The sequence below is a fragment of the Frankia sp. R43 genome, from assembly GCF_001306465.1.
GTDB classification, from domain to species: Bacteria; Actinomycetota; Actinomycetes; order Frankiales; family Frankiaceae; genus Parafrankia; species Parafrankia irregularis.
On sequence record NZ_LFCW01000011.1, the window covers coordinates 375,019 to 395,002 of the forward strand.

Consider the following 19,984-nt stretch of genomic DNA (forward strand, 5'->3'; position numbering starts at 1 on the left):
GGCAAACGTGGCCACTGGTTGCTTCTGGAGGCAAACCGGTGCCGCGGAGCCGCCATACGACGGCGCGATCTGCGCGATCTGCGCGAAATGTCTAGTCAAGTGGGCCTATTGCCCTCTTGTCCGCATCGTGTATGCGTGCACCGGTGCGGTGAACCCACGTTCTCGGCCCGCGGCCACTACCTGCCAGACCGGCTTGCCTCTGCCCGACTATCTGGCTGGCCCGGCGGCTCTGAGCCCATCCAGGAGGAGGTCGAGCAGGCGCCCGACCTGGGCACGGTCGCCGCGATCCGCGGTCGCCAAGGTCACGCCGCTGATGCCGAGCAGGAGATCGTCGGCGGTGACGTCCGCGCGCAGCATGCCCGCCGACACCCCGGCGGCCAGCAGCATCGCCACCGCGTCGGTCAGCCGCCGGCGGCTGTTCGCGAACGGGTCGCCGCCGGCGGCGACCAGGGCGCGAAGCGCCCCGCCCATCCCGCGCTTCGTCGCCATGTAGTCGACGAACCGGTCCATCCACTCGCGCAGCGCCTGATCCGGTGGCAGGTCGCGGACCAGCCCGTCGACCGAATCGCACAGCCGGTCGAGCTCACCGCGGTAGGCGGCGTCGACGAGCGCCTCCCGGGTGGGGAAATGGCGGTACAGCGTCCCGATGCCGACGCCGGCCTCCTTGGCGATCGCGGCGAGCGTGACCTCGGAGCCGTCCTCCTCCTGCGGCAGCAGGCGGACCGCCGCGTCGAGCAGTCGCTGCCGGTTGCGCTGGGCATCCACACGCAGGGGGCGGGCGGATGGCATCAGCTCTCGACCTCCTGGCCGGCCGGGCTGGCCGGCCGGGAAATTTTCCGGAGCCCCCTCCGGTTCCTGTCGAATGGAACGGAGGAGACTCCGGATAAGCGTACCGAGGAGAACCTGATCATGACTGATCGGATCACGACCCCGTTCGACGCCGAGTCGACCGCCGCCGAGGTGATCGCCGGTATCGACCTCACCGGCCGCCGTGCCATCGTGACCGGCGGCGCCTCCGGCATCGGCGTCGAGACCGCACGGGCACTCGCCACCGCCGGGGCCGAAGTCACCCTGGCCGTCCGTGACCTGGCCGCGGGCGAGCGCACCGCCGCCGACATCGCTGGCACGAGCGCGAGCGCGAGCGCGGTCACCGGTGCCGGCGAGGGCGCGGATGCCGGCACGGCCGCGGGGCGGGTGCTGGTCGAGGCGCTCGACCTCGCCGACCAGGCCTCGGTGGCCGCGTTCGTGCGCCGCTGGGACGGCCCGCTGGACATCCTCGTCAACAACGCCGGCGTCATGGCCTCGCCGCTGACGCGCACCCCCGAAGGCTGGGAGCTGCAGTTCGCCACCAACCACCTCGGCCACTTCGCGCTGACCGTCGGCCTGCACGATGCCCTGGCCGCCGCGGCCGCGGCCGCGGGCGGCGACGGCGGTACGGCCGGCGGTGGTGCGCGCGTCGTCTCGGTGAGCTCCAGCGCCCATCACCGCTCCCCGGTGGTCTTCGACGACATCCACTTCGACCGCCGCCCCTATGACCCGTGGGGGGCCTACGGCCAGTCGAAGACGGCCAACGTGCTGTTCGCCGTCGAGGCCAGCCGCCGCTGGGCGGCCGACGGCATCACCGTGAACGCCCTGATGCCCGGCGGCATCCGCACCAACCTGCAGCGATACGTCTCCGACGAGGATCTCGCCCGGCTGCGTGCCGCCGCGGGAGGCGCCGACCTGAAATGGAAGACCACCGAGCAGGGTGCCGCGACCTCGGTGCTGGTCGCGACGTCGCCGCTGCTCGCCGGAATCGGCGGGCGCTACTTCGAGGACTGCAACGAGGCCCAGGTCGGCGTGCTCGGAGCACGCAACGGGGTAGCCGCCTACGCCCTGGACCCGGACGCCGCCGCCCAGCTCTGGGACGTCTCGGAGCGCACCCTCGGCCTCGGCGTGCCAGCCGCCAGCTGATCCCGCCTCGCCGCTGCCCACTCGGTTCCGGGTTGTCGGCCACGTGGCGTGACGGATGGCCGATGCCGCGGATCGGCCGTCCGCCGGCGTCCCTGCCGGGGCGTTCGTGGTCCTGGGCTTTCTGGCCGCCGGCCTTGTCGACGCATGTGCGCATAATCCGGGCCGACAGATACCTTACGCATGGTTACAGATGCTTACCGTGAGCAACAATTTACATGGGTTAACATTCCGGACACATCCAGCTGGCCCTTCTGTCCGTAGACAACGGGCATGGCTCGTAAGCACTCCTCCACCGGCAACATCAGCAGTCACCGTGTCGACCGGCGTGCCCGGCAACGCGTTGTTGCAGTTGGGGGCGCTGCTGCTGTGCTGCTGGCGTCCAGCGCGGTGGCGACCGCCGCGGCCACGGTCACCGGCACCGCCGGGCTGACGGCGGTCGCGTCGACCTCGGCGCTGGTCCATTCCGTGGACTCTTCTCCCACCACCGCGGCGGCCTCGGCGGACACCACGGCCGCGCCCACGTCCACTCCCACCGCGACGACCGCCGCTCCGACGGCCACCCCCGCGACCACGGTCACCCCCGCGACCACGGCCGAGCCCACGGCAACGGCCACAGCCACGGACGCCGGCCCGGCCGGGTCGAATGCCGTCGGCGCCGCGCAGGCTCCCACCCCGCTGGCGGCGAGCACTGCGTCCGCGCAGGGCGGTGTCACCGCGAGCGCCCTGGCGGAGCGGTTCCGCGCCTACCTGGCCGGACGTCCCGGCTCGACCAGTGTCGCGCTGTACGACGCCGCGACCGGTGAGACCGTCGTCAGCAGCAGCGCGACGACCCGGACGGGATGGGAGACGGCGAGCACCGTCAAGCTGGACATCCTGGCCGCGTTGCTGTCGAAGACCGGTGCGAGCGGTCAGCTGACCGCGTCCCAGACGGCGCTGGCCAAGAAGATGATTTCGATCAGTGACAACGCGTCGGCGACCTCGCTGTGGAACCAGGCGGGCGGCAGCACCGGCATGAACGCCTTCTACCAGCGACTCGGGATGAGGGCGACCACCGCCGGCGCCGGCGGCAAGTGGGGGCTGACGAAGACCACGGCGAGTGACCAGCTCGCGGTGCTGCGCGCGGTTGCCTACCCCAACACGACGCTGTCCGCCGCGGCCCGGGTCACGGCGAAGAGCCTGCTGGACAGTGTGATCACGTCCCAGCGGTGGGGCCTGACGGCGGGCGTGCCGTCCGGGGTGGCAGTGGAGATCAAGAACGGCTGGCTGCCCTACGACGGCGGATGGGTGATCAACAGCCTGGCCCATGTTCACGGCAACGGTCGCGACTACGTGATGGCTGCCTACACCCGGGACAGCGCCAGCGAGAGCACCGGCATCGCCACCGTCGAGGGCCTCTCGCGGATCGCCTGGGCCGCCGGGACCGTGCGGGGCTGACCTGGACGATGCGCGGCTGACGCGGCCTGGAACTGCTGCGTCAGCCGGGTGGCACCAGCTGCGAAAAGGTGCGAGGAGCGTGCTGGTCACCGCTTCCGGGTACGTACCTGTACCGGGGGACACGGAGGTCGCTGCGACGTGAATTCGGCCGGTGATGCGCGGCGGCCTCCGGTGCCTGTGCGACTGGTCCGCCGGACGAGCCCGGTTCTGGAACGAGGCGAGGCTGACGGTCCGGTCGACCTGTCTTCGCTGTTGTGGCTGTCGTGACTGGCGAACCACCGTCCAGGAAGGCGCTTGCGCTGTGCCGATTCTCTGTCGTCCGGCAGTGATGGTGCCGGAGCATGTGATTTCCATGGAACGGACCCTGGAGCTGGCCCGTCAGCTGCACAGCGATCATCCGCGGCTCGACCTGGTGCTGCGGCTCATCGAGAACACCGGGGTGCGTCAACGTCATCTGGTGCGTCCGATCGCGGAAACCCTGCGGCATCCGGGTTTCGAGGCCCGCAACGCTGCTTACGAGCAGGAGGCGCGGCAGCGGGTACCAGCGGTGGTGCACGCCGCGCTGGCCAGTGCCGGGCTCGACGTGGCGGACGTCAACGCGATCATCTTCGTCTCGTGCACCGGGTTTCTCATGCCGTCGATGACGGCGTGGATGATCAACCGGATGGGCTTCCGTAACGACACCCGGCAGATTCCGATCGCCCAGCTCGGCTGCGCCGCCGGGGGTGCCGCCATCAACCGGGCCGGCGAGTTCTGCCTGGCCTATCCGACGGCAAACGTTCTCATCGTCGCCTGTGAGTTCTGTTCCCTGTGCTATCAGCCGACCGATGACGGCGTGGGAAACCTGCTGTCCAACGGACTGTTCGGTGACGCGGTCGCGGCGGCGGTCGTCCGTGGGCAGGGCGGTCACGGCGTCCAGCTGGAGCGGAACGGATCCTTCCTGGTTCCGGACACCGAGGAATGGATCTCCTACGCCGTCAAGGAGACCGGATTCCATTTTCAGCTCGACAAGAGGGTTCCGGCGACCATGCCGATGCTGGCGCCGGCGCTGCGGACCCTGGCAAGCAGTCACGGCTGGGACGCCTCCGACCTCGATTTCTACATCATCCACGCCGGCGGCCCGCGCATCCTCGACGATCTGCGTGACATTCTCGGCGTCGATCCCGCCTTCTTCCGCTTCAGCCGGGCGACCCTCACCGACTACGGAAACATCGCGAGCGCGGTCGTTCTCGACTCGCTGCGCCGCCTGTTCGAGGACGACGCGCTCGAGCACGGCGCCCGCGGGCTGATCGCCGGATTCGGGCCCGGCATCACGGCCGAGACCTGTGTGGGTACCTGGTCCCGAGCCGTCCGCGGTGGCAGCGGCGGAGGTGGCGGCAGCGACCGCTGAGAGGTGGCGGCGACCGCTGAAGGGTGGCAGCGGTCACTGAGGCAGGAACGGCGCGAGCGGGTCACCTGGGCGGGCCCTTCCTGGGCTGCCCGGACGGGCTGTGTGGGAAAACCGTTTGATTTCCGGCCTCGTCGGTTCGATGAATGTCGCGGATGGTGCTTTTCCAGCCCAATCAAATGGCGACTCCAGCGTTCTTTCGGGCTGTCGGGTTAACGTGCACCCGGCGTCTGTAGTCGCGCCGAAAAATCATCTGGAGAGGGATCAAGAATGAATCAGCAGGAGCAGCGCCAGCAGATCGAGCAGCAGCTGCGCCGGAACTGGCGGCAGCTGCGCTACCGCCTGCTTGACCAGTTCGGCCAGGTCAGCACCTCGGACCTGGACGCGGCAACCGGGATCAACGACCTCGTCGCCCGGATCGCGGACCGGACCCACCACAGTGAGCGGTACGTGGAGAACCGCCTGCGGGAACTGGTGGGAATCGGCGCGGGCCAGGGCATCCAGTCCAGCGAGCGTTTCGGATCCGAGTCGGCGGGGCGGGACCAGCCGTTCGGCGGCTAGCAGCAGCGGGGGATTTCTCCACCGGCAGGCGCGGTACGGGGCCACGATCGACCGGGCGCGCCTGTCCTGCGTTCACAGCGCCGCGCCAGGCTGTTCTCGTCGCCCGGCGCGGCGTTTTCTGTGCCTGGTCCCATGTCTGGCGATGCCTGGCCCATGACTGGTGACGTGGCCGCGGCTCGGCCGGGCCTGTGCTCGCTGGCTGATCTCGCTGGTGACCGGTGCGGTGGCGCCCGTGGGCGCGCCGTGCTCGGCAGGAGCGTCACCGCCGAGCTCGATCCGTCAGGGTTTCCCGCGGCATTCCGGGGCGGAGCACGCCGTGGGACACCAAGCAATTCGCACCAAGAGGGGCAAAAGGGGCGAATAGGCGCTTGGCGGCCCGCAAGATAGAACGATTCTGGTCGTCCCGACGACCAGAATCGTTCACTCTTGCGACTCGCCAGACCGGGCTCCCGGGTGCTCGTGCTCCCGGGCGCTCGTGCTGCCGGGCGCTCGGCGGTCCGGCCGCGTTCGTGGAGTGCGAACCTCCCCGACCAGCGATCTTGATCGGCGCCAGCGTGCGGCAGGCTCCAGAACGACGACCATCCGCGGATCTTCGAGCCGTGGCTCCGGGCTGCCGCTGTTCGCTGCTGCCGCTGTTCGCTGGGCTGGATCGGATGATCGTGGTCGTCGGGGCGACAAACATCCTCGGGTCTTCGAGTTCCGGCTCCGGGCTGCCGCTGGGCGTGGGCGGTCGGCGGTGTGCGGTCGGCGGTGCGCGGAGGACTGTGGCGAGCCTGCGTATACCGTCCTGCTTTATGGTGATGGGGTGAGCCACGGAGGACTTCGCGCCACGCCTGCCTTATGGGGTTGCGCCGCCTGGCTTCACATGGTCGGGGAGCTTCCTGCTCCGGCGGGATCGCGGTCGCGGAGGTCGTCATGGCAGGTGGGCTGAAGCGGCGGCGTTGGGGTGTGGCCGATGTGCCGGACCTGACCGGGAAGACGGCCGTCGTCACCGGCTCCAACACCGGAATCGGCTTCGAGGCCGCCAGACTGCTCGCCGTCAACGCGGCGACCGTCGTCATGGCGTGCCGCAACGAGGCCAAGGCGCTGGCCGCCAAGGAGAAGATCGTGGCCGCCGCCCCCGAGGCGGAAGTCTCCGTGCTACAGATGGACCTCAACTCGCTCACGTCTGTCCGCAAGGCGGCCGAAGCGCTGGTCAGTGAGCACCCGGTCATCGACCTGCTCATCAACAACGCCGGTGTGATCCTGCTGCCGCACGGTCAGACAGAGGACGGCTTCGAGCAGCATTTCGGCATCAACCATCTGGGCCACTTCGCCTTCACCGGGCTTCTGCTGGACGCCGTGCTGGCCGCCGACGCCGGCCGCATCGTGACGGTCGGCAGCAACGGGCACCGGATGGGGAAGATCGACTTTGAGGACCTCGCCTACAAGCGGAACTACAAGCCGCTGCGGGCCTACGGCCGATCGAAGCTCGCGAACCTGATGTTCTCCTATGAGCTTCAGCGCCGGCTCGAGGCGGCGGGGAAGACGTCGACGATCTCCCTCGCCGCGCATCCCGGCGGCGCGAACACCGACGTCGGTGGCCGGGGTGACACGCCGATCAAGCGGCGGATCAAGCGGTTCATCGACAGCATCCCCAACCCCATCGTGCATTCGGCGCTCAAGGGCAGTCTCCCCATGCTGCGTGCGGCGTTGGATCCGGAGGCCAAGGGCGGCGAGTACTACGGGCCGTCGGGGCTGCTGAAGATGACCGGTCACCCGGTTGTGGTGAAGTCCAACGCGGCGTCGCACGACGAGGAGGCCTCGAAGCGGCTGTGGGAGGCCTCGGAGCAGATGACGGAAGTGACCATCTCGCTCTGAGGAGCAGCCGGGTGGCCCCGTGGGCCCGTGGCTTTTCGATCCCCGGGCTTGCGCCCTCGCCCGATCCCCGGGCGTGGGTCATCGCCGGTGCGGGCTGGCGGCCATCCGCAGGCCCGCCGTAGGGGCCGACTGCAGTGCCTTGTCCGGTGGCCAGCTGCCGTGGGCGTGAACGATCCGCGGCCCCGGCCTTCAGGCGTGTCGGCGTCCCGGTGTGTCTGCGTGTGGGCGCGGTTGGTAGCTAGATGATTACTGGTTTTGGTGGCGGTGTGCCTTCTCCTTTGAGGGGGCCGGTGGACGTCGCCGTCGCCGAAGGTGTCAATAGGGGTCATAAGGGACGTTGGAGCCCGACGATTGTCGATATTAGTGGCATCGTCCTGAGTCCAATATTAATGAACTTCCATGTCAGTCGATCGGCGTAGATGTTGCCGACATCACTGCTCGGCTGGGAACGGTCGGATATTCGGTGGAAGGCGTGCTACAGTCGCGATGGCTCGAGGGCCAGAAGGCGCCACTGCCGATCCGGGGGGTTCTGCGTTTGACGCCAGCCAAGTCACAGGCGGCGGAGTCTGTGCGGTATGAGGTCATGCATCGTGCTCCGCGATTTCATTTGCGCGGCCGGCTGGCCTCGTGCTCTGAACAGTGCTGCTTCCGGGTGGTGCCCGCCTCTGATGAGGCCGCCCCGGCCCGATGCCGTATGCCCGTCCTCTGAAGCAAGTAAACGCAGTATGTCCTCATATGAAACTTAGCCCGAACGGGGCTTCAGGGCAGCTGCGCCTACAAATTCATGGCTCTTTTTGACATGTCGCCGACTGGGGGATCGGTTCATGCTGCCCATGAAGCCATACGGGCGTTCCGGAAATGAAAGCGCGGCGTGCCCTGTCGTGATGCCGAGAACAACCCGTGCCAGCGTGTCCGCGAAGGTCTGGCCGGCCCCGGTGTCGGGCGCCGGGGGCGCGGGGCGTGGAGCGTCGTGGTGAGCAGATCCGGCGCATCTGACCGCGGCGACGTCGGCGACGTCGATGTGGCGAGTCTGCTGCCACCTCCGCGCCGCCCGGAATCACCGACCGCGGCGGCACCGGCTCCGCTACCGGCCCCGACCGCGGCGGCACCGGCACCGCCACCGGCCCTGACCTCCGTTGCCGCCGCGGCTGGCGGTGCGGTGGCGTCCTCGCCAGCCGGGCCGCCGGCTGTCTCGGTAATCGTGCCCACCCGGAACGAGGCCCTCAACGTCGACCCGCTGCTGCGCCGGCTCGATGCCGCGCTCGCCGGCCTGACCTGCGAAGTCATCTTCGTCGACGATTCGGACGATGAGACTCCGGCAGCCATCGAGGTCGCGCGCCGCAGCTGCGGAATCCCGGTGCGCGTGTTGCACCGGGCTCCGCAGGAACGCCACGGGGGTCTCGGCGGCGCCGTGTGCGAGGGCATTCGGATGTGCGCCGCGGCCTACGTGGTGGTCATGGACGGCGACCTCCAGCACCCGCCGGAGACTGTTCCCGAGCTGCTGGCCACCGCGCGGGAACAGTCCGCGGATGTGGTCGTCGGCAGCCGGTACGTCGACGGCGGCAGTGCGAACGGCCTGGCCGGAAAAGGCCGCCGGCTGATCTCCTCCGGGTCGAACCGCGTCTCACGGCTGGTGTTTCCGCGGCGGCTGCGGGGCGTTTCCGACGTCATGAGTGGATTCTTCCTGCTGCGGGTGCAGGCGTTCGATGTCGACGCACTACGCCCGGACGGCTACAAGATCCTCCTTGAGCTGCTGGTTTCGGCCCGGAAGCTGCGGGTGCGGGAAATCGCCTACGAGTTCGGCGAACGGCAGGCCGGTGCATCCAATGCCTCGCTCACCCAGGGTGTGCGCTTTCTCCGCAGGCTGTTCGCGCTGCGGGTGCCGCGTCCGGCCCGATTCGCGCTCATCGGTATCTCCGGGCTGCTTCCGAACCTGGCCACAACCTGGCTGCTCCACCACGCGGCCGGTCTGAACTATCTGGTCGCGGCGACGGTCGGCACCCAGGTGGCGATTGTCTGGAACTTCGTCGGCTGCGAGCTGCTGGTCTGGCACGGTCCTGAGCGGGTTCCACTGCGTCGGTTCCTGCCGTTTCTCCTCATCAACAACGCTGACCTGGTCCTGCGGCTCCCGCTGCTGACACTGCTCGTCGACGGCTGGGGCCTCGGGGTCGGCCTGTCCACGCTGATCACTCTCGCCGTGGCCGTGGTTGCCAGATATTTCGTGGTCGACCGGACGATCTACCGGACGCGCTCGTTCGACGCCGACCCTCGAGTCGAGTCGCCGCCAGCGCAGGCATCGGTGCCGGTGGCCAGGACCGCGGCGACCCGTTCGCTGCTTCCCGCGTCGGTGTCGGCACCGGTCTGCGCACCGACCGGCGGTGTGGTCGATCTGCGGCCGCAGATCGAGAACCCAGGGGTGGAGTGACCTGTGTCAGCAGCTGACCTGCGCCGGCCGAAGCGAGGCCGGGCCCGTCGCGGCCCGGCTCGCCGGCGTCGCCGAATCCTGGTGGCCGTGTTGGTGTTCGCGCTGGTCGACCTCGGCGCGCTGCTGCTGGTGGCACCGTCGGCGAACGCGATCACCTGCCCGGCCGGACAGTGGGCCGCGGACTACTACGAGGGCACCGGCCTGACCGGCACACCTGCCGGCTCCCGCTGCGACAGCGAGATCTACTTCACCTGGACGGACCAGGGCCCCGGCATCGGCGGCCTGGGCACGGAGAACTTCTCGGTGCGGTGGACGCAGACCGTCACCTTCCCCGCCGAGGGCACCTACACCTTCACCGGCGTGGCCGACGACGGGATCCGGGTGATCCTCGACGGCACGACCGTCATCAACGGCTGGGTGGACCAGGGGCCGACCGCCTACACGGCCGAGCCGCACATCACGGCCGGTCAGCACCAGGTGGTCGTCGAGTACTACCAGCACGGCGCCGGATCCGTCGTGGCCTTCGACTGGTCCGGTGGCCCGCCACCGACGGCGTCGTGCGAGCCTGGCCAGTGGTCGGCCGCCTACTACGCCGGGCGGACCCTGTCGGGCACCCCGACCCTGCAGTGCGAGACGGCCGTCAACCACGACTGGGGCGCCGGCGCGCCGGGGGTCGGCACGCTCGGGGCGGACAACTTCTCGGTGCGCTGGATCCGGACCGACACCTTCGAGGCGGGGCCGGTGACCTTCACCGCCACCGCCGACGACGGGATCCGGGTGTGGCTCGACAACACCCTGGTCATCGACGAATGGCGCGACCAGGGCACGCCGACGTTCACCGGGACCGTCCCCGCGGTCACCGCGGGTGAGCACACGATCAAGGTCGAGTACTACGAGGCCGGTGGGGGAGCCGTCGCCCGGGTCAGCTACGCGGGCGCGCCACCGCCGGCCCCGCTATGCCAGGCCACCCAGTGGTCGGCGTCCTACTTCGCCGGCACCGCGCTCGCCGGCAACGCGGTCGCGCAGCGCTGCGAGGACGCGGTCGACCACGACTGGGGGGAGGGCACGCCCGGCCTGGCCGGTATAGGGGCGGACAACTTCTCGGCGCGCTGGACCCGGACCGACACCTTCCAGGCCGGCCAGGTGACGCTCAACGCCACCTCCGACGACGGCATCCGGGTGTACCTCGACAACATCCTGGTCATCGACGAATGGCGGGACCAGGGTCCGGAGCCCTACTCGGAGACCGTCGACGTCACCGCCGGCACGCACACCATCAAGGTCGAGTACTACGAGAAGGGCGGCGGCGCGCTGGTCCGCGCCGGCTACACCACGACCGTCGAGACCGGTGTGTCGGCGTGTACGTCGATCGAGTGGTCCGCGTCCTACTTCAACAACAGAACGCTCGCCGGCGCTCCGGTCGCCGAGCGGTGCGAGGCTCCGCTGAGCTACGACTTCGGTGAGACCGGCCCGGGCGTGGGGGGCCTCGGCGGCTACAACTTCTCCGCCCGCTGGCTGCGCACCGACCGGTTCCGCGGCGGGACGACGACCATCTCCGCCACCGCCGACGACGGGGTACGGGTGTGGCTCGACAACACCAAGGTCATCGACGAGTGGCGGGCCCAGGGGCCGACGACCTTCACCGCGACCGTCCCGGTCACCGAGGGCGTGCACACCGTGCGGGTGGAGTACTACCAGGGTGACGGCGGCGGCCTCGTCCGGGCCAGCTACACCGGTGGCGGCGCACCCGGCCCGCTGCCCGCACCGCCGCCCGGCGGCTGCACCTCGAACTGCCAGGGCTCGTGGACGGTGCTGCCGTACGAGGCACCCGTCCGATCCATTCACGCGACCGTTCTGCGTACCGGGAACGTGCTGCTGGTGGCCGGCTCCGGCAACAACCAGCAGAACTTCGAGAACGGCGTGCTGACGTCCAAGGTCTGGAACCCGAGCACCGGTGCCTTCGCGGACGTCCCCACCGCGGACGACCTGTTCTGCGTCGGCCACACCCAGCTTTCCGACGGGCGGATCCTGCTCGCCGGTGGCACCAAGGCCTACCCGACGGCGACCGAGAACTACTACGGCCTGGACGTCACCTACATCTTCGACCCGATCGCCGGCACCTACGAGATCGTCGGGGACATGCCCGGCGGCGGGCACTGGTACCCGAGCCTGGTCAACCTCGGCAACGGGGACGTCTTCGCCACCGGCGGCCTCAACGAGACCGGTTCGGGCAACGTCTCGGTCGAGATGTGGGACGACAGCGCGCAGCGCTGGAAGCAGCTCAACGAGGTCCAGCAGACCTACTCCTACTGGGGCCTCTACCCGAACATGATCCTGATGTCGGACGGGCGCCTGTTCTACGCCGGCACGCACACCTTCGGCAACGCGCTGCCCGGGACGTCCGGCTCGGAGATCTACGACCTGGACGCCGGCACGATCACCGAGGTCGCCGGGCTGCGCGACATCGACTTCCGTGACCAGGGCGGCACCGTTCTGCTTCCCCCGGCGCAGGCCCAGAAGGTGATGACGCTGGGCGGCGGGAACTCGTACAGCCCGCTGGACCCGACCGCGAAGACCGACATCATCAATCTCAGCACCCCGGATCCGTCGTGGACGGCGGGCCCGGATCTCGCCGCCGGGAAGATGTACGTCAGCCCGGTGATCCTGCCCGACGGCAAGGTCTTCGAGACCGGCGGCGCGAAACACAACTACAACGAGTACGCCGTGCACGAGGCATCCATGTACGACCCGGTGACGAACACGTTCACCCCGATGCCGGCCGACCCGCTCAACCGGATGTACCACTCGTCGGCCTTCCTGCTGCCCGACGGCCGGGTCGCGGCAATCGGTAACAACCCGTCGGACGGCTCTTTCGACCTCGGTATCTCCGTGTACTCGCCGTGGTACATGAACCGTGCACGTCCGACTATTTCCGACGCCCCGGCGCAGTTCAACTACGGCGGCAACTACAACCTGACGGTCAGCGGCGGCATCGGCCGCGCCACGCTGATCCGTCCGTCCTCGGTCACCCATTCGTCCGACCCCAACCAGCGCAGCGTCGACCTGCCGATCACCGGCACGGGCACGTCGATCTCGGTCGAGATGCCGACGAACCCCAACCTGGTGCCACCCGGCTACTACATGCTGTTCGTCCAGGACTCCTCCGGTGTCCCGTCGGTGGCCCGATGGGTGCACGTCGGATGAGCCGGCTCGACCGGATCCGGATCCGGCGGCTGCGCGCGGGCCCGCGCCCGAGCCCGCGCCCGAGCCCGCGCGTCCTGCTGGCCCTCGGCACGGTGGTGCTGGTGGCCGGTGGGATCACGGTCGGCCTGCTGCTGGCCGGCGGCGGGTCGCCGGGCGCCGGCCAGGCGGCGGGCGGCAGGCCGGCGACGGATCCCGCCGCCACCGCGACCACCGCCGCCCGTGATCCCGTGGGGATCCCGGTGGTGCGGCTGCCCACGCCGCTGGGCAACCCGGACCTGAGCGGCCGGGTCCTGCCGCGCGGCAACGGCAGCCCGTCGCCGGTGCCTCCGGGCGTCGACGGCTGCGACCGCAACTACGTCGACGCCAGCGACACCCGCACCTTCTGTGTCCCGCGGGTGGCCCCGGCCGGCCGGACGCTCGACTGCGACTTCCTGCGGGACGTCGGCCTGGCCCCGCTGCGGGTCGTCGGCGCGGACACCCTCGAACTGGCCGGCGCGGGACGCCAGGCCGGCCCCGGCGATGTGGTCTGCGCGTGACATCGATGCATGATCCAGCGCGTGCGTCGGTGCGTGTCCCGAGACGTGATCCGAAGCGGCGGGACCTGCTCGCGGTGGCGTTCCTCGGCGCCCTCGCCCCGCTCGCCGCCGGCTGCGGCACCGACAGCACCTCGGCCAGGGCCACCTCGGCCAGGGCCACCTCGGCCACTCCGGCCACCGGGGCCACCACGACCAGGCTGGCGGGTGCCGGGGAAACCACCGGCACCGCGGGAACGGCCCGCCCGGCGTCGGGCCCGGGATGGCACGGGACGGTTCCGCCGAACGCCCGCCCGAAGCCGTCGTTCACCCTCACGGACACGTCCGGGGTGCCGTTCGCGTTCGCCACCGCGACCGCGGGCCGGCCGGCGCTGCTGTTCTTCGGCTTCACGAACTGCCCGGACGTCTGCCCGACGACGATGGCCGACATCGCCGCCGCCCGCACGCTGGTCCCCACCCGGATCGCCGACGCGGTGCGGACTGTCTTCGTCACCACCGACCCGGCCCGGGACACCCCGGCCGTGCTCCGGCGCTGGCTCGACCAGTTCGACAGCACGTTCATCGGGCTGACCGGCGACCTCGCCGAGATCGACGCCGCCCAGCGCGCCGTGGGAATCCCGCTGGCGATCCGTCCCAGCCTGGCGCCCAGCCAGGCGCCCACCGCGGACTACAGCGTCGCGCACGCCGCCCAGGTCGCCGGCTACGGCGCCGACGACCGGCTGCGGGTCCTCTACTTCGCGAACGCGACCGTCGCCGACTACGCCGCAGATCTCCCGGAGCTCGTTGATGCACGTTGACCACGAGGTACCGCCTTCATCGCCGCCGCAGCCGCGGTCATCGCCGCCGGAGCCGGCGACGTCGGGCGGTGCCGACTCTCACGGTGCCGACTCCCGCCGGGCCGACTCCCGCCGGGCCGCCCTCCCGCGTCCGGCGCGGCACCGGCTGCGGCCACGGCCGCGGTTCTGGCTGCTGTTCGCCGCCCTCGGCCTGGTCATCGTCTGGGCGGCGATCAGGCTGGGGCCCACCGGGTTCGTCGTGGCGGCCTGGTCGGCGGTGTCATTGATCATGTTCATCGTGGCGGCCCTCACCCTGAGCCGCACCCAGTTCGCCTGGCAGCGCCCGGAGCGGGTGGATCACGTCGATCTCACCGACCAGGAGTCACCCCAGGTACCGATCTCCCTCATCGTGCCGGCGCGGGACGAGCCCGTTCTCGGCCGGACGCTGCAGCAGATCCTCGCCGGTGACTACCCGCACGAGCTGATGCAGATCCTGGTGGTCGTCTCCGAGGACGAGATCGACCGGGAGACCCGCGAGATCGCCCAGTCGTACGCGGACCGGTATCCCTGCGTCGAGGTGATCGCACCGCGCGGAGACCGGCGCAGCAAGCCCATCTCGCTCGAGGACGCCCGGCCCTACTGCCGCGGCGACCTCATCGGCGTCGTCGACGCCGAGTCGCTGATCGCCGCCGGTCTGCTCGGCCACGTGAACACGATCGCCGTGCGCCATCCGGACGTCGGAATCATCCAGGGTGGCGTCCAGCTCATGAACATCCGGGCGGCCCGCGGGCGGGATGGCGCATCCGGTGACGGTTCCGCGGAACCGCCTGCGGGCGATCCCGGGGGCGGTTCCGCGGAACCGCAGCGGCGCGGCCGGCACGGGCGGAGCGGCCGCGGTGGCCGAGGTGGCCGGCGTGGGCCGAAGGCGCTGATCGCCCGGTTCCTCACCTGGTGCAACGAGGGGACCTCGTGGTGGCGGGTCCGCAACTGCCTCGAGTACTACGTCTGGTTCATGTCCCGGCTTCGCTTCCAGGCACAGGCGCGGCTCATCCCGCTCGGCGGCAACACGGTGTTCGTCCGCCGCGACGTCCTCACCGCCCTAGGCGGCTGGGACGCCACCGCCCTCACCGAGGACTGCGACCTGGGGATCCGCTCGTCGGCGCGTGGTGTGCGGACGCTGGTCTTCTACCACCCGGCGCTGACCACCCGGGAGGAGACACCGGAGAGCCTGCAGAAGCTGGTGGTGCAGCGCAGCCGCTGGATGCTCGGCTTCATCCAGGTGCTGCTGAAGGGCGACTGGCGTGACCTGCCGACGCTGCGGCAGCGGCTGCTCGCGATCGAGATGCTGGCCATGCCGTTCTTCCAGGCCCTCGCCGGCCTGCTGCTGCCCACCTCGCTGATCCTGATCTTCGTGCTGCGGGCGCCGGTCGTCCTGGTGCTGCTCTACTGGCTGCCGCTCGGGATCGCGGTGATGCTCGTCGTCGCCGAGCAGGCCGCGTTCGGGGAGTTCCGCCGTTCCTATCGCCTGCGCTCGACCTGGCTGGACAGCGTGCGTCTCGTCATCGGCGCGCCGTTCTACCAGCTGGTGCTCTCGGCCGCCGCGCTGCGAGCCACCATCCGGCTGCTGCGCGGTCAGCTCGAGTGGGAGAAGACCACCCATCTCGGCGCGCACCACATCGTGCCCACCCCGCGGGATCCCAACTCCCGCGAACGTGATCTCGCGCCCCGCGGACTCGAAGGTGTCTCGTGACCACCACAACCGCCAGCCTTCCTGACGGCACCGCCCCGGCCGCGCTGGTGGCCGAAAGCCCGGCGCTGCCCGCGCAGCCTGTGCCGCGGGAGGGCGCTCTGGCCGGCGTGCGGGACGCGGTGGGACTGCTGGTACGCCGGGCCGCGGCCGCTGCCCGCGCGCACCGGACGGGGGTCGTGCTCGTCCTCGCCCTCGCCGTCGGCGCGGGACTGCTGCACGGCATCAACTTCGACGGCTGGCCCGGCCGCGTCAACGAGGACGAGGGCACCTACGCCGCCCAGGCGTTCGCGATCGAGCGCTGGGGCCAGATCTCCCACTACTCCTACTGGTACGACCACCCGTTCGGCGGATGGCTGTTCATCGCCTCCTACACCACCCTGACCCAGGCCTTCGACCGGACCGCGACCGCCGTCACCGCGGCCCGCGAGGCCATGCTCTGGGTGCACGTCGCCAGCTGCGTGCTGCTGTACATGCTGAGCCGGCGCCTCGGCATGCGGCGGTTCTTCGCGGCACTGGCGGTCGTGCTCTTCTCCGTCTCCCCGCTCGCCATCTGGTACCAGCGGATGGCGTTCCTGGACAACATCTCCACGATGTGGGTGCTTGCCGCCCTGGTCTGTGTGGCCTCCCCGGACCGCAGTGTCGGCGCGGCCACCCGGGCCGGCATCTTCATGGCGTTCGCGTTCTGGTCGAAGGAGACCAGCCTCGTCCTGCTACCGGGGGTCTACCTGCTGCTCTGGCAGAACCGGGACCATCGGAACTGGCGGTTCGCGCGGCGCAACTTCCTCGGTTTCCTCTCCGGCATCGCCGGCATCTACATCCTGTACGCCGTCACCAAGAACGAGCTGTTCGAAGGCGAAGGCCACGTATCGCTGTGGTGGGCGGTCAAATGGCAGCTGTTCGACCGGACCCCCAGCGGCAGCGTGCTCGATCCCGACAGCGGCACTCGCGGCATCGCCGATCTCTGGCTCGGCATGGATCCCTATCTGCTCGGTGCCGGGGCGGTCGCGGCGGTCGTCCTGCTGGTCGCGGTACGCCGGTTCCGCGCTGTCGCGTTCCTCCTGCTGATGCAGATCGTCTTCATGGCGCGAAACGGCTACATGCCCTATGCGTACGTGACGTCGATGTTGCCCTTCGCCGCGATCTGCGCGGCCGGCCTGCTCGACGTGGTCGCGCCGTCGCGCGGTATTCGTCCCCTGGTCGTGCTGGGTGCCCGCAACCCCGGACGCCGGCGGGTGGTGCCGAAGGCTCCGTCCTGGCTGACCGGTGCCATCCCGGCCCAGCGCGGCCGTCCCGAACCGAGCAGGCCCGGGTCGAACCAGCCTGGGCTGAGCGGGTCTGGATCGAGCGGGCCTGGGCCGAGCGGGCCTGATTCGCGCACGGCGGCCGACGGCGGAGGGCCGGTCGGCGGTCGCCGGCGGGTCGGGTTCTGGGTGCGTGCCGCCGCGGTCGCCTGCGTCCTGGCCCTGGGCGTGCTGACCATTCCGCCCCGGTGGGCGCCGCTGTTGCGCGACGCCATCACGGATGACGCCGGTGCCCCCAGCCGGGAGGCGACGCAGTGGTTCATCGACCACTACGAGAGGGGGCAGATCGTCATCACCGACGACAACATCTGGACGGACCTCGTGGTGGCCGGGATGGATCCGGTGCCCGTCTGGTTCTACAAGCTCGACCTCGACCCGGCTGTCCGGCGCACCGTCCCGAACGGCTGGTCCGACATCGACTATGTGATTCTGGGCGATCTGACCCCGACCACGCTGGAGACGCTCCCCACGGTCGCCGAAGCGATCGAGCACTCCGAGGTCGTCGCCTCGTTCGGTGACGGCGAGGTCATGATCCGCAAGGTGATCCCGCCCACCTGCACCGACGGGACACCACGAGGGGCCCGGTGCACCGCGCCGGCCGCCGGGGGGTGACCTTGGCTGGCGCCGGGCGGTGGCACTGGCCCGCCCAGCATCCCCGCAGCTCCGCCGTTCGGTATCATGGCTGGAGAGCAGGGCCGTTAGCTCAATTGGCAGAGCATCCGGCTTTTAACCGGTGAGTTTCCCGGCCTGCAGCCACTGCGGATCTTGATCAGCGTGGGCTTGGCCTGCATGGTTGGAAAAAACAATCCTCTGACGCGGGCATGTCGGACCACATGTGTGCTCAATGTGTGCTCATCCCGTCGTCACCCGTCAAACGATCTTCGGTCGTCGCGATACCCGGCGGGCCGAGCATGGCAGCCGAGAGGGCGGGTCCACGGCTATGCGCCGCGGACGATCTTGATTGGTAGAGTCGGTCGGAAACCGCCGTTCGACGATCAACAGTCCGGGAAGTCCTGATTACTGACCATGCCTGCGGTCGCACGGCCGACCTCGATGCGCGACTCTAAATGAGGACGCATCCGCGCTAAAGGAGGACGCGTCCGGCTGTGAGCAGGTCGGGCGATCTGGGTGAGGGACGAGCAGGCGCCGCGTCGCCGAGTACCGGGCCGCACTGGGCCTGCCGGCCGACGGATCCATGCCGCAACCCTGGGCACGCACGGTCGGCGGCTCCCGCGGCGGCGGTCACGCCGGCCGGATCAACCAGGCGACCACCGGGCGACCGGCCGGTTGGCGTCATCCCACCCGGTCGGCACGGAACCACCGGCGCAAGCGCGGAGGTGAGCACCGTGAGCAGCAGTAAGAGGGCCGGTCGGAGCACGACGAGTGGCGCGAGGTCGTCACGGCCGACTCGAATGACAGGGCGGCATCGAGAGTGCAGTCCGCAGCCGCTCGGAACACAGGCCTGGCAGGATCCCGGTAGCCCCGGACCAGATCGTCTGGCGCGGTCGGTGCCCAGCCGGCCTGAAGCACCGAGCGTGGCACCGCATGTTTCTCGGTACCAGGTAGGGGTGTGCCGGCCGGGCCAGTAGGATGACCGCCGCGACAGTGCGGGATGATGGTGTCGTGATCGCCCGTTTTGTCGAGCCTGACTATCAGCTGGTCTGGCCCCGCGCACTGTTCGTGGCAGAATCTGCCGGGCTGTTGAACAAGCGTGAGATGAGCGACTGGAATGACCGATGCGAGCTCCTACTGGAAGATGCTTTTGTTCGCGGCTATGCAGGTGGCCCTGCCGTTGAGTTTCGGGAGGTAACCGAACCAGGGTTCGGATTCGGCTCATCCGACCCACGTAATGGGCAGATATTCACGAGAAAGCAGCTCTTCCTGCGTGAGCTTATGGTCAATGCTGACGGGCTGCACGAAGACCCACCTCTCCGGGAGCCTTATTGGCGAGAGCGTGCGCGAGGGTTACATGGACCGGCGCGCCTGAGTTTTACCGCAGTTGCTCGCCAGTATGTAGATCTCGTCCGTGAACTTGAAGTTGCAGGCTACTTTGAGCGGCGATTCGGGAAAGACTGCGTCGATGATCAGTATGATCCGGATCCCGCGTACTTGATCGAAAACGCGTTTGGTGGGGAGGTTACGTGGCCTATCGATCCGGAGATGCTAGCCGCCGATCGAGAGAACCTCTTCCAGATGATCGAGGTCCTGCATGATTTCGTCGCACGGCCGAAGCGACGAAGCCTCCACCAGTACGGCGAGTGCGGGTGGCACCATAGCGAGTTCGATCTTACTTCCGGCCGCACGGTGTACCGCTGGAGAGTCAACAGCCTTCTCCGCCGAGGCGACATCCGCTATCACCTCGCGAACGAAGGCGCCGACGTAGGTCGACTCGTCGATGTGACCGACGACGGACGTTCGGACCTTGTTCGCTCGCTGCTTGCCCGAGAGGCAAACGAGCAGGACGACCAAGTTCGCCACGCAATCTCACTGTTTCGTGGCCGTGGGGCCGGGCGGCACGAGAAGCGCTCCGCGGTTGCGACTCTGGCGCTGGTGATCGAGGAGCGTCGTCACGGGATACTGCGAGAGGTGCTAGCGAGGACCGATCGCGGCGCCTTGTTCGACATCGCCAACAACTTCCATATTCGCCACCAAGACGCGAAGCAGAAGCGTGACTACGACGACTTCTATCTGGACTGGATCTTCTGGTTGTACCTGTCGACGGTGGAGCTCATGAACCGGGTCATTGATGATCAGCGTGCGGGCCCGACACAAGAGGGCTGCGTCGCGGGCTCGTAGCCAA

At 69.4% G+C, this 19,984-nt stretch carries 13 protein-coding genes; 12 read left to right on the forward strand and 1 reads right to left on the reverse strand.

The features are described 5' to 3' along the window. Positions 1 to 207 precede the first annotated feature (207 nt). Positions 208 to 789 (reverse strand): TetR/AcrR family transcriptional regulator, encoded by a 582-nt coding sequence (locus ACG83_RS37375; RefSeq protein ID WP_054570955.1) that lies wholly within the window; start codon positions 787 to 789, stop codon positions 208 to 210. 120 nt (positions 790 to 909) lie between these two features. Between ACG83_RS37375 and ACG83_RS37380 the strand changes: the two genes are divergently transcribed. The 12 genes from ACG83_RS37380 (at position 910) to ACG83_RS37435 (ending at position 19,980) form a co-directional block, all read left to right on the forward strand. Continuing rightward, on the forward strand, positions 910 to 1,953 hold the full coding sequence (locus ACG83_RS37380) for an SDR family NAD(P)-dependent oxidoreductase (RefSeq protein ID WP_054570956.1): 1,044 nt from the start codon (positions 910 to 912) through the stop codon (positions 1,951 to 1,953). A gap of 366 nt (positions 1,954 to 2,319) precedes the next feature. Further along, positions 2,320 to 3,387, forward strand: coding sequence for a serine hydrolase (locus ACG83_RS37385; RefSeq protein ID WP_054570957.1), 1,068 nt, complete (start codon positions 2,320 to 2,322; stop codon positions 3,385 to 3,387). Positions 3,388 to 3,688: 301 nt separating this feature from the next. Next, entirely contained in the window at positions 3,689 to 4,777 is a 1,089-nt protein-coding gene (locus tag ACG83_RS37390) for a type III polyketide synthase (protein ID WP_152991623.1), read from the forward strand. Positions 4,778 to 5,044: 267 nt separating this feature from the next. Beyond that, entirely contained in the window at positions 5,045 to 5,335 is a 291-nt protein-coding gene (locus tag ACG83_RS37395) for a hypothetical protein (protein ID WP_054570959.1), read from the forward strand. Between the two features lie 915 nt (positions 5,336 to 6,250). Then, a complete protein-coding gene (locus tag ACG83_RS37400; RefSeq protein ID WP_054570960.1) occupies positions 6,251 to 7,195 on the forward strand; it encodes an oxidoreductase in 945 nt (314 codons plus the stop codon). Positions 7,196 to 8,168: 973 nt separating this feature from the next. After that, the gene (locus ACG83_RS37405; RefSeq protein ID WP_054571012.1) at positions 8,169 to 9,620 is read left to right on the forward strand and encodes a glycosyltransferase family 2 protein; all 1,452 of its coding nucleotides are present in this window, start codon (positions 8,169 to 8,171) and stop codon (positions 9,618 to 9,620) included. 3 nt (positions 9,621 to 9,623) lie between these two features. Further along, positions 9,624 to 12,824, forward strand: coding sequence for a PA14 domain-containing protein (locus tag ACG83_RS37410; RefSeq protein WP_054570961.1), 3,201 nt, complete (start codon positions 9,624 to 9,626; stop codon positions 12,822 to 12,824). Next, on the forward strand, positions 12,821 to 13,360 hold the full coding sequence (locus ACG83_RS37415) for a hypothetical protein (protein ID WP_152991624.1): 540 nt from the start codon (positions 12,821 to 12,823) through the stop codon (positions 13,358 to 13,360). Before ACG83_RS37410 ends, ACG83_RS37415 begins: the two co-directional genes overlap by 4 nt. Before the next feature lie 29 nt (positions 13,361 to 13,389). Beyond that, entirely contained in the window at positions 13,390 to 14,154 is a 765-nt protein-coding gene (locus tag ACG83_RS47270) for an SCO family protein (RefSeq protein WP_304438453.1), read from the forward strand. Beyond that, positions 14,144 to 15,883, forward strand: a complete 1,740-nt coding sequence (locus ACG83_RS37425; protein WP_054570963.1) for a glycosyltransferase family 2 protein — start codon at positions 14,144 to 14,146, stop codon at positions 15,881 to 15,883. Before ACG83_RS47270 ends, ACG83_RS37425 begins: the two co-directional genes overlap by 11 nt. Next, a complete protein-coding gene (locus ACG83_RS37430) occupies positions 15,880 to 17,796 on the forward strand; it encodes a glycosyltransferase family 39 protein (RefSeq protein WP_054570964.1) in 1,917 nt (638 codons plus the stop codon). The genes ACG83_RS37425 and ACG83_RS37430 overlap by 4 nt, the downstream gene beginning before the upstream one ends. A gap of 1,011 nt (positions 17,797 to 18,807) precedes the next feature. Continuing rightward, entirely contained in the window at positions 18,808 to 19,980 is a 1,173-nt protein-coding gene (locus ACG83_RS37435; protein WP_054570965.1) for a hypothetical protein, read from the forward strand. Positions 19,981 to 19,984: the final 4 nt, after the last annotated feature.